Source organism: Vibrio sp. 10N.247.311.13 (assembly GCF_041467595.1).
Taxonomy (GTDB): Bacteria; Pseudomonadota; Gammaproteobacteria; order Enterobacterales; family Vibrionaceae; genus Vibrio; species Vibrio crassostreae_C.
This window is the reverse complement of sequence record NZ_JBFSUX010000015.1, coordinates 81,725-92,725: the sequence shown is the minus strand read 5'-3', so window position 1 is coordinate 92,725 and position 11,001 is coordinate 81,725. Positions and strand designations below refer to the sequence as shown.

The following is an 11,001-nucleotide window of genomic DNA, read 5'->3' as shown; positions in this document are numbered from 1 at the left end:
CTGAGCCCGTAGAGGACTTTCACCTCCTAGATCAACGCCATGCTCGGCGCACAAACGAAAAAGGGAAGCATCCGCTTCCCTTCAATTCCAGTTGTTGAGTTATGACTCAACTTCAGCTTCCGTACGTCTTTTCTTAAATTCCCTATACAGTAATAAGCTCAAAGTCATGACGACTTTAGACGTTAACCATATCATTAAGAGGAACTACCTTAGATTGCGTGTGAAAAATTACGCTAGTAGTTGAGCATATTTCGTTAAGAAAAATATGCTGCGTGAATATTAGCAAGCGCTTTCTATAAGGTCACTCAAAACAAACCGTACAGCAGCATTAATTATAAAATCTGACGCATTCGCTCTTGAGTCACTTCAACCAAGAGGTCTGGCTGGAACTTAGAAATAAAGCGGTTACACCCTACTTTCTCAACCATAGCTTCATTAAAACTTCCACTTAATGAAGTATTTAGCGTGATGAATAGGTCATGCATTCTTGGGTCAGTACGTACTTCGTGTGTCAGCTTGTAGCCGTCCATTTCAGGCATTTCAGCATCGGTGATCATCAACAATATTTCTTGATTGATTTCTTTGCCTTCATCACACCAGCCCTTAAGTAAGGTCAGTGCTTCTAAGCCATCACAACACTCAATAATGTTCAAACCCAACTGCGACAAGGTGCCTTTGATCTGATTACGCGCTGTTGAAGAGTCATCAACGATAAGCACATTGCGTCCTATCATCTCCTGAGCTAATTGTTCATCTAAAACGCCTTCAGAGATCGAGACATCGTAATCAATGATCTCAGCCAACACTTTCTCAACATCGATGATCTCGACGATCTTGTGCTGCTCTTCTTCTTGAATATGCGTAATAGCGGTTAGGTAGTTTGCACGGCCTGTTGTCTTTGGCGGCGGCTGGATTTCTGTCCATGTCGTGTTCACGATATTACGAACTTGCCCAACCAAGAAACCTTGTACGGTTCGGTTGTATTCCGTAATAATCAGGTTGCTCTCTTGAGACTCCGCACGAGATGGCGGAAAGCCAATGGCACTGCGTAAATCGATAACAGGCACCGATTCACCACGTAAAGACGCAACACCCGTAATATGATGATGAGAGCCCGGTAAGCGAGTGAGTACTGGCACTTTGAGGACTTCTTTCACTTTAAATACGTTAATCGCAAATAGTTGACGACTATTTAAGCTGAATAACAAGAGTTCCAGACGGTTTTCACCGACCAGTTTGGTTCTCTGATCAACCGAATTTAAAACGCCAGACATACAACACCTTAGTGACAAATAATAACTGTGGCTACAATAGCCTACTTCAATAGGTTAAAGCAAAGCGCCAATGCACAGAATGCTTAAACTAAGTACAGCAAATGATGTTATACAAAGCTTAAGTACATGGAAAGGTTCAAGGTAAGGCTACAAGACGAGAAAAAGGGGTTAACCTTCAATAACTTTCATTAACAGTTGGCCATCGTATAAGGCCTGCTTGATGAGCGCAGCACCTGGCATGGTTGCCTGCTTATAAAAACGAGATTCCACCAGCTCTAAGTCTTTATGGTAAACCGATAGACTCTGCTCTTCGATACACTTTTGAATCGCCGGGTATAACACGCTCTTCGCCTGATTGATAACACCACCCACCAAGATTTTCTCTGGGTTGAACAGGTTAATCACAATCGCAATCGCAGAACCTAGATAACGGCCTAACTGTTCAATCACTTCGACAGCCAGCGGATCCCCATTAGCAGCGGCAGCACAGATCTGTTCAATAGTGACGTCTTCAAACACCGTTAGCGTTGATTCTTCACCATTTACCAATCGCTCTTTGACTTGCTCACGGATTGCCTGAGAACTCGCCACCGTTTCTAAACAGCCTCGATTACCACAGTGGCAAAGCTTGCCTTCCTTGTCGATCTGGATATGCCCCAACTCACCGATGTTACCGTGACGTCCTTGCAGAACGCGACCATCAAGAATGATCCCGGCACCTAAACCGTGGTGAATCGAGATAAGAACAGAGTTGTCGTTGTCTTGTGAGTTACCAAACAGCTTTTCTGCTAATGCCCACGCTCGGGTATCATTGGCAATAAAAACTGGCAAACCGGTTTCTTTGTAGATCTCCGGCCCCAACGCTAAGTTTTCAACGTTATAGTGCGGCATCTGCAACACAATACCTTGCTCTGAATTCACCAGACCTGGCAGTGTGATAGCGATACTCGTCACCCTGTCGAGTTGCTCGGCATAGGTTTGGAAGAACTCATCGATTTCATGGAGAAGACGCGCAAGCACATCGTCTTGATCACGTTCATGGATATCAATCTTGGTATCGATAAGCACGTCGCCGCCCAATTCATGGAGCGCGATCGTCAAGTATCCGCGACCAAGACGCATCGACAAAAATTGCCAACCTTCGTTATTGGTTTGCAGACCGACAGCAGGACGCCCACGAGTCGTGGCTTCTTGAACCGTCGTTTCGTGAATAAGGTGAGCTTCAATGAGTTCACGGGTAATTTTAGTAATACTCGCCGGAGCCAACTCACTTTGCTTGGACAGATCGATACGAGAAATAGGACCTTTAAGGTCAATTAGTTTATATACACGACCAGCATTGACCTGTTTGATATGATCAATATGGCCCGGTTGAGCCATGTACATTTTACGCTCCAGAAATCATCAACGAGGTAATTTTTTTACTTTGCGAAGTAATTGTGAAGTCACTTGGTATATCGCCGTGACCAGTATCACGTATATACATGAATCTTTGTGTATCGAGTCAAATAGTTCGAGGAAAATTAACACCCACATCGATAATTTGCGACTTAATTTTCAGAATAAAACATCGCATTTGAGCCCTGAATTCAATAATTAAAGGCAAATCAAGAAATATCCTCCTAGCTCCCAATAAATTATCAATTAATGCATATACTTAATTCAGTCTTTTAAAAGATTACTTGGCCTCACTCTAGGAGTATTCATGACAGCCGAATTAAGAAAAACGAAAATCGTCACAACGCTAGGCCCTTCTACTGATAAAGGTAACGTGCTTGAAGAGATCATCAAAGCCGGTGCCAATATTGTTCGTATGAACTTCTCTCACGGCACCAGCGACGACCATATACAACGCGCAGAAAAAGTCAGAGCAATAGCAAAAAGACACGGTACTCAAATCGCCATTCTCGGAGACTTACAAGGTCCCAAGATTCGTGTGTCGACATTCAAAGATGGCAAAATCCAACTTGCCGTAGGCGACCTGTTCACTCTCGATAGCAGCCTAGGTTTAGGTGAAGGCAATCAAGAAGCCGTTGGCCTTGATTACAAAGAACTGCCTAACGACGTATCCGCCGGCGATATACTGTTGCTTGACGATGGTCGTGTTCAACTCAAAGTAACCAAAGTGGAAGGCTGTCGCGTTCATACCGAAGTCATCATTGGCGGCCCACTCTCAAATAACAAAGGCATCAACAAAAAAGGGGGTGGCCTTTCCGCAGAAGCGCTAACAGAAAAAGACAAGCGCGACATCGTCACCGCCGCACAAATCAAAGTGGATTACCTAGCGGTGTCTTTCCCTCGTAATGGTGAAGACATGCACTATGCTCGTCAGCTTGCACGAGAAGCAGGCTTAGAAGCTCACCTCGTCGCAAAAGTGGAGCGAGCAGAGACAGTAGCTACAGTTGAGAACATGGATGACATCATAATGGCCTCAGATGTGGTCATGGTGGCTCGTGGTGACCTCGGAGTGGAAATTGGCGACCCTGAGTTAGTCGGAGTACAAAAACAGCTTATACGCCGTGCCAGAGCGCTTAACCGAACTGTCATCACCGCAACTCAGATGATGGAATCAATGATTTCTGCGCCAATGCCAACCCGTGCCGAAGTTATGGATGTTGCCAACGCCGTACTCGATGGCACCGATGCTGTGATGCTGTCTGGTGAAACTGCAGCTGGTGACTACCCAGTCGAGACCGTAAAATCGATGGCTGAAGTCTGTATTGGTGCGGAAAAAATGGCAGGCATTAATAACCAATCCAATTACCGTATTGACCGCACCTTTGTTACTGCCGAAGAAACCGTTTCGATGGCGACCATCTACTCTGCAAACCATATGGAAGGCATTAAAGGCGTTGTCACTCTCACCGAGTCAGGCCGCACCGCACTGATGATGTCTCGCCTAAGTGCTGACATGCCTATTTACGCGCTGTCTCGTAACGAAGGAACGCTTAATCGCTGTACCTTGTACCGAGGTGTAACACCTATCTACTTCGAGACAGAAGCCAAAGACAGCTTTGATATTGCACTATCAACGTTAGATTGCCTGAAAGAAGAAGGATACCTTAAGTTTGGCGACCTAGTGATCGTCACCCAAGGAGACATTATGGATGTAGCAGGGTCAACCAACTGTATGAGAATCTTGCCTGTCACCTAATATTTGACCTTAAGGCGAAACGATTCGCCTAATCTCAAAAACTTAAAAGGGTTATCGAACCAAGTTCAATAACCCTTTTTCATTTCAGAACACGACTCACTACAATCTGCTTAAACAGCATAACGAGCTCACAGCATGCTAGCTCATCAACTTCGGGAATTAGTTACCCGCAGCAATGGTGGCTAACTGTGGCATATGCGAGTTGCGAGCATTTTCCGTTGAGGTATAGGTCTCCACAAATCGGTAACCGGCTTCTAAACCCAATTCGTAATCATGCAGTAAATCATCTTTATGACTCATTAATGAGCTCGATTTAAGCGTTTGACTAGGTGCTATCTGAACCACAAACGCGTCGTCTGGTGGCGAATTCAAAAAATCCTGAGTCAATGAGTAGGTCTGATAATGCACCATCAGCATGTCAGCCAACCCTGAATCAAACTTATCTCCGATTAAATGACTTAAGCGATAAATATCATCTGCACCAAATAGCCAGCGACCACCGTTCAGCAGGTCTAAATGCCCACGGTCACGCTTCTGCTCTTTTGAGCGCATAATTTGTTGTTGGAAGAAAGAGGTCCAGTCGGTTTTCCACTGTTCCACTTTCTGTTGCCAATGGCCTTGAACACTGTCGAAAGATTCGCGGAACCACTCCAGTTCTTCTGCAGATATAGGTTTAGGCGCTTTGACTGAAGATCCCTTAACTGGTGCTTCAACCAAATGGGTATTACCTTCCTCCACCACTGGCTCAGTACGAATCACCACAATAGAACGAGCTTGTCTTCGCCACGCTTCCTGAACTGGGATACACGCCGATACACCACCGTCCACATAAGCACTGTCACCAATAAAGACTTCGTCATTGTACAAGCGAGGAATAGCACAGGTCGCAATCATCACCTTGTACCAATCTTCGCCCAATAATGGGAAGTAGTGGTCTCGTAAGTCTTTGGAATCCGTTACAGCCGCATAGAAGTGGCGATCGCCTAGCGTTTGTCGCCCTAAATCCAGATCGAGCTTATATGGGTAAGCCATGATTTGTTCTAGCGCCCATTCTAATCCTAGGTTCTTTCTGTGTCGTATATAGGAAAAGAGATTGAAGAACTCTGGTGAGGTTGTGAGGTCGAGAACAAAAGAACGTCCAAGGCCTTTATCACGGCACAGATAAGCACATAAGTTGAGAGCACCTGCTGAGGTACCAAAAAATTCGTCGAAGGGGTCAAAATTTGAGAGAAGAAAGGCATCCAGCACTCCAGAAGTAAAAATACTTCTCTGTCCGCCACCTTGAGCGACCAGTGCTGTTTTTCCAGCAATAAACTTAGCGTAATAATCCAAGTCTATTGCTGTATCAATATTGGTTATAATCCCACTATTCATTATTCCCTGAGTATCAAAACTCAGCCTCGCAATAGATGGTATTAACTACCAATCGCAATAAAGCCAAATGAAAGAATGATCATGTAGATAAACACGGTAATTTGTAGGGCATTTTTCAGATTATGGTCCATAGACACCTCTGGTTTATTATTAATTTGTCGAGTCTCTATTTAAGTACTATCAGGTGTGTGAAGTATCTTCAAGAATCGTCGAAATTAGTCGCACAATATTGATGTAACCATCACAATTAGTAAGTGTATGGATAAGGATATACTCATGAATAACAAAGCAAATATGATGGCACTGATTACGCTTCTCTCCGTTTCAAGCGCGTATGCTTCGCCGGAGATCATCATTACACCTATGGTAGGTTATACCGGCGGTGGCAGTGTCGAAGACCAGGACGGTAAAACCTATGACATGAAAGGCTCTGAAAATTACACCTTTGCCATTGAAACGCCACTTGAAAAAGGACGCATCGGCTTCTTCTACTCCAATCAGAGCTCGGAATTAGAAACGCTTAACCTAAGCTCCTCCATCCAATACCTGCACCTTCAAAGCAGCATCTACTACCCTGCTTCGCCTGTGTTGTCGGGTTATCTAGGGCTAGGCCTGGGTGCTTCTTACGTCGATGTAGACTGGGCAAAAGATAAGTATGGATTCTCAACTTCTATCTTTGGTGGCTTAGAGTACAAATTTAGTGACCGACTAGCGTTGAACACACAAGTACGTTGGTTAGGCACGGTTGTCGACAACGATACCTCCGGTGTTTGTAATATCCCAAATAACGGGCAAGAGTGCATCATTCGCTTTGATACCGACTGGATGAACCAATTCCAAGCCAATGTCGGACTGAGTTTTACTTTCTAAGCGGCTCAATGAAGCAAAAATATAAGATCGGCCCAAACTAAAAAACCAGCTAAATGCTGGTTTTTTCATTATTAAAACGGTTTTAGTTCAGGTTAGAACTTATAGGTAACACCTAAAGCGCCGCCCACTTGCAACTCAACACCTTTATACATATCGAGTTCAGGGTGAACTTGAGCGTAAGCATTCCAACCTTCGTAGAAATTCACTTTCACGCCTAACGGCAAGCGTAAGCCAAAGTCGTCATTCCATTCAGCCCAAGCACCAGCACCGACGTACCAGCTCAACGGAGCTTCAGTCTCGAACTGACCACGCTTCAAAATGTAATCAAAGGCAGCGCCGTCATTGCCAATCGTAGCACGGTATTTCTGATCAAATTCCACAACGAAACTCAGGTCTTGGTCAATGGCAAGTCCAACTTCCAAAGCTGGAGCTTCAGAAGCGTGAGCAAACGAGGCTCCGCTGCAGCACATAAGGCCGATCAAGTAACGATGTTTCATAATATTCTCAGACTGTGTTTAAAAGCGGTAGTTTACTGGAATAATAACGAAAGGTGTCATCGCTAGGTAAAAGATAAAAGACACGAAAAATTTAAGAGCAACCATCAACTGATCGAGTTGAATGATAAGTATCTGAGTTAATGGAGATTAAGCACAATAGATCTTTCATAGAGCAGAAAACAAAAAAGGAGGCCTTTCGGCCTCCTTTCAATTTATTGAATCAGAGAATTAACCGTTGTTACGGATCCACTCATCCATGTCTGTCTTAAGGTTGTCAGACTTAGTACCGAAGATAGCTTGTACGCCACCCGCTACTACTACAACACCTGCAGCGCCTAGTTTCTTCAGCTTGTCTTGGTCAACAAGAGCTGTATCAGCTACTGCAACACGTAGACGAGTAATACAAGCGTCAAGACCAGTGATGTTCGCTTTGCCACCGAATGCAGCAACTAGCTCACCAGCAAGTTCAGAACCAGTCGCAACTGACTCTTCTTCAGTCTCGTCTTCACGGCCTGGAGTTTTAAGGTCTAGAGCTTTAATCACAGTGCGGAATACGATGTAGTAAATTGCAGCGTAAGCAATACCACATACAACCATTAGGCCCATCTTAGACGCGTTGCCAGATAGAACTAGGAAGTCGATTAGACCGTGTGAGAAAGATGTACCGTGTACAAAACCTAGAGTGTTCGCAAGAACGTATGCAGAACCAGCTAGTAGAGCGTGGATTGCGTACAGTACTGGAGCAACGAATAGGAAAGAGAATTCGATTGGTTCAGTGATACCCGTTAGGAATGAAGTCAACGCAGCAGAAGCCATGATGCCCATTACTTTAGCGCGGTTTTCAGGCTTAGCTGAGTGTGCAATCGCGATTGCAGCAGCAGGTAGACCGAACATCTTGAACATGTAACCACCAGCTAGCTGACCGAAGCCATTGCCCGCTGCACGAGATGCGTCATCAGCAACTAAGTAACAAGTAAGAACACCGTTTTGAGTTTCGCCAGCAGCGTTTACACAAGTACCAGCTTCAAAGAAGAAAGGTACGTTCCAAACGTGGTGAAGACCAAATGGAATTAGAGAACGCTCAACGATACCGTAGATACCAAACGCCACTTGTGGGTTTTGGTGAGCAGCCCAATCAGAGAACGCAGAGATAGCGCCGCCAACTGGTGGCCATACTACAGATAGTAGGATTGCTAGACCAATCGCAGAGAAACCTGTGATGATTGGCACAGCACGCTTACCAGCGAAGAAGCCAAGGTACTCTGGTAGTTGAATACGGAAGAAACGGTTGAATGCCCAAGCAGCAACACCACCGACTAGGATACCACCTAGTACACCAGTATCGATTTTATCAACGCCCATTACACCAGCCATTACGCCAAGTGTAGCAGTCATGATGCCATAACCAACGATAGCAGCTAGACCCGCTACACCATCGTTGTTAGTAAAGCCAAGTGCAACACCTACTGCGAACAGTAGTGCCATTTGACCGAATACTGAACCACCAGCTTGTTCCATTAAGTTTGAAACGATTTCTGGAATGAAAGGAAGATCTGCTGCACCGACACCTAGCAAAATACCCGCAACTGGTAAAACTGATACTGGAAGCATCAGAGACTTACCAACTTTCTGCAGGCTAGCAAAAAGGTTCTTAAACATGTTTATGCTCCTGATAAAGATAAAATAATTATATTGGGTTCTAACGGCACACCCCCGTAGCCTATATGTTAGCACCCTGCGAAAATGTAACCATGTATTGCATTATATTTTCTGCCGCTAAATATATATTGATGGGGAACTAACTTTCTAGTCACTTACGAAATTTAGTTTCAAAACACGTCTTGGATCACATGTCAAATCTAGAAATGCAATGCTTTACAAGTTTTTAATGCATTGAAATATATAAGTATTTTTCAAGAGCCCTATTATTTTACTGGGTAAATAAAATAGGAGCGAATGTTATTTTTAGTAACAAAATTACAAATGTTATAATTAGCGCTCTCAAGTTCAACATAATTCGTAAACATTAAAAAAAAACGTATTTTTGGTGATCAAAAACACAAAAAGGGAGCTTTTGCTCCCTTTTATTTGTTTACTTAGATTTTTATCGCAAAAAAAGTTTTTGGTAATTTTTGGTCGTTTGTTCGGCAACCTCTTTCATCGACACACCTTTTAATTGCGCAATGTAGGCCGCCACTTCGACGACATATGCAGGCTGATTCTGCTTTCCACGATATGGAATGGGCGCCAAGTATGGAGAATCCGTCTCGATCAGCAACCTGTTTAGCGGTAGGTTTTTAACAACTTCTTTAAGTTCTGTAGCCTGCTTAAAGGTCACAATGCCTGAAATTGAGATATAGAAACCTAGTTCCATTGCTGCTTCTGCGAATGCTTGATCTTCGGTAAAGCAGTGAATCACACCGCCACACTTCTCAGCTCCGCCATCACGTAAAATAGCTAATGTGTCTTCACGTGCGTTACGAGTGTGAATGATCAAAGGTTTATTCAGCTCAACGGCTAACTCAACATGCTGCTTAAATCGTAGCTGTTGCAGCTCCGCCGTCTCTGGTTGGTAGTGATAATCTAAACCTGTCTCTCCAATCGCCACAACCTTAGGGTTGCTCGCGTATTCACGCATTGTCTCTAGGCTGAAATCACTTTCAACATCGAGAGGGTGAACGCCACAAGAGGCTTTAACGTTATCAAACGGCGAGATCATCTCGAGCATATTTTCAAACGAATCGAGTGTCACACCGACAGAAAGCAATTGGTCTACATTAGCAGCCTTCGCCTTGTTAACCACATCTTCTACGCTGGTGTGTAAATCTTGGTAATCCAGTTTGTCTAAATGACAGTGGGAATCTACGAACATGTTTCCTCGCAAGTGGCTATCAGCCAATTCATTATGAGTAGCTCCGTATTGAGCCCAGGGTGTTGCTTTAACTGCTCAATCAATGTCAGCAGTTTATTCGATGCTGCATAAGCACTTTGATAAGACATCGCCTCACACAGTGCTTTCGCACTCGGAGTGAAAGCCTGATTCGCCAAACCAAAATGCAGCTTCTGTACATCTGACAATAGATGCCAAAGCCAGCCAAGTTGAATCAAAGGGTCTTTGCTAAGCTCTGTAGAGAACTTTAGCATGTCAGGTTGAGTGCCTTTTATCACATTCACAAAGCCATCGAGCGCTTTTGTTGAAGCTTCAACGCCACCTTGCTCAAACATCGCTTTTGCTTTTAAAGGCGCGTTGTCATTGAGTGCTAAAATATACTGCGGTACCGCTTTGCCCACTTCACCATCTAACCACGCTGATGCTGTCTCTAACTGCGGACTAACCACATTGAATTGCTGACAACGGCTAATAATAGTCGGCATTAAGCGATTACTGTTACGAGTAGACAGAATGAAGATGCACTTGCTTGATGGCTCTTCCAGAGTTTTCAATAGTGCGTTGGAAGCCGATTCGTTCATTGCTTCAGCAGGGTTAAGCAAAATAACGCGCAAACCACCTAACTGAGAAGACTCTTGAGCCCAGCGGTTACTGGCACGCACTTGATCAACCGTGATCGACTTACCTTCTTTCTCGGGTGAGATCACATGAAAATCAGGATGACTGCCCGACTTCATTAACTCACAGCTGTGGCAAAACCCGCACGACTCGCTTTCATAGTTCGTGCACATCAATGCGTCGGTAAGTTGGCTAATCAAAGCATCAACGCCGAGCCCTTCCGGTGCATTAACAATCACAGAGTTAGGAAAACGCTCCGCATCGAGACTTTTTTTCCACTCACTCCATACCGGTGTGAGCCAAGAATACACTTCAGCCATGACT

General features: G+C 44.4%; 10 protein-coding genes. 2 read left to right on the top strand and 8 right to left on the bottom strand.

The window, feature by feature from the left end:
- Window positions 1-332: 332 nt before the first annotated feature.
- On the bottom strand, window positions 333-1,274 hold the full coding sequence (locus AB6E52_RS09065; RefSeq protein ID WP_102321121.1) for a chemotaxis protein CheV: 942 nt from the start codon (window positions 1,272-1,274) through the stop codon (window positions 333-335).
- A gap of 168 nt (window positions 1,275-1,442) precedes the next feature.
- The gene (locus AB6E52_RS09060; RefSeq protein ID WP_017062140.1) at window positions 1,443-2,660 is read right to left on the bottom strand and encodes an ROK family protein; all 1,218 of its coding nucleotides are present in this window, start codon (window positions 2,658-2,660) and stop codon (window positions 1,443-1,445) included.
- A 319-nt stretch (window positions 2,661-2,979) separates the two neighbouring features.
- On the opposite strand from AB6E52_RS09060, the gene pyk reads away from it, so the two are divergent.
- Complete coding sequence (gene pyk / locus AB6E52_RS09055) at window positions 2,980-4,428, top strand: pyruvate kinase (protein ID WP_102321122.1); 1,449 nt, start codon at window positions 2,980-2,982, stop codon at window positions 4,426-4,428.
- A 159-nt stretch (window positions 4,429-4,587) separates the two neighbouring features.
- On the opposite strand, the gene AB6E52_RS09050 is transcribed toward pyk, so the two are convergent.
- Both AB6E52_RS09050 and AB6E52_RS09045 read right to left on the bottom strand, forming a co-directional pair.
- Window positions 4,588-5,802 carry a patatin family protein gene (locus tag AB6E52_RS09050; protein WP_017063485.1) on the bottom strand — a complete coding sequence of 405 codons (1,215 nt, stop codon included), beginning with the start codon at window positions 5,800-5,802 and terminating at the stop codon, window positions 4,588-4,590.
- Between the two features lie 41 nt (window positions 5,803-5,843).
- Complete coding sequence (locus tag AB6E52_RS09045; RefSeq protein WP_100214626.1) at window positions 5,844-5,933, bottom strand: YnhF family membrane protein; 90 nt, start codon at window positions 5,931-5,933, stop codon at window positions 5,844-5,846.
- A gap of 145 nt (window positions 5,934-6,078) precedes the next feature.
- Between AB6E52_RS09045 and AB6E52_RS09040 the strand changes: the two genes are divergently transcribed.
- Window positions 6,079-6,672 carry an outer membrane beta-barrel protein gene (locus AB6E52_RS09040; RefSeq protein ID WP_017067207.1) on the top strand — a complete coding sequence of 198 codons (594 nt, stop codon included), beginning with the start codon at window positions 6,079-6,081 and terminating at the stop codon, window positions 6,670-6,672.
- 92 nt (window positions 6,673-6,764) lie between these two features.
- Here AB6E52_RS09040 and AB6E52_RS09035 read toward each other — a convergent pair whose 3' ends face one another.
- The 4 genes from AB6E52_RS09035 to AB6E52_RS09020 all read right to left on the bottom strand — a co-directional run bounded on the left by AB6E52_RS09035 (window position 6,765) and on the right by AB6E52_RS09020 (window position 10,997).
- Window positions 6,765-7,169, bottom strand: a complete 405-nt coding sequence (locus tag AB6E52_RS09035; RefSeq protein WP_102321123.1) for a hypothetical protein — start codon at window positions 7,167-7,169, stop codon at window positions 6,765-6,767.
- Window positions 7,170-7,397: 228 nt separating this feature from the next.
- On the bottom strand, window positions 7,398-8,828 hold the full coding sequence (gene ptsG / locus AB6E52_RS09030) for a PTS glucose transporter subunit IIBC (protein WP_017062145.1): 1,431 nt from the start codon (window positions 8,826-8,828) through the stop codon (window positions 7,398-7,400).
- A gap of 445 nt (window positions 8,829-9,273) precedes the next feature.
- Window positions 9,274-10,041, bottom strand: coding sequence for a TatD family hydrolase (locus AB6E52_RS09025; RefSeq protein ID WP_017063483.1), 768 nt, complete (start codon window positions 10,039-10,041; stop codon window positions 9,274-9,276).
- Window positions 10,032-10,997, bottom strand: a complete 966-nt coding sequence (locus AB6E52_RS09020; RefSeq protein ID WP_017062147.1) for a DNA polymerase III subunit delta' — start codon at window positions 10,995-10,997, stop codon at window positions 10,032-10,034. Before AB6E52_RS09020 ends, AB6E52_RS09025 begins: the two co-directional genes overlap by 10 nt.
- Window positions 10,998-11,001: the final 4 nt, after the last annotated feature.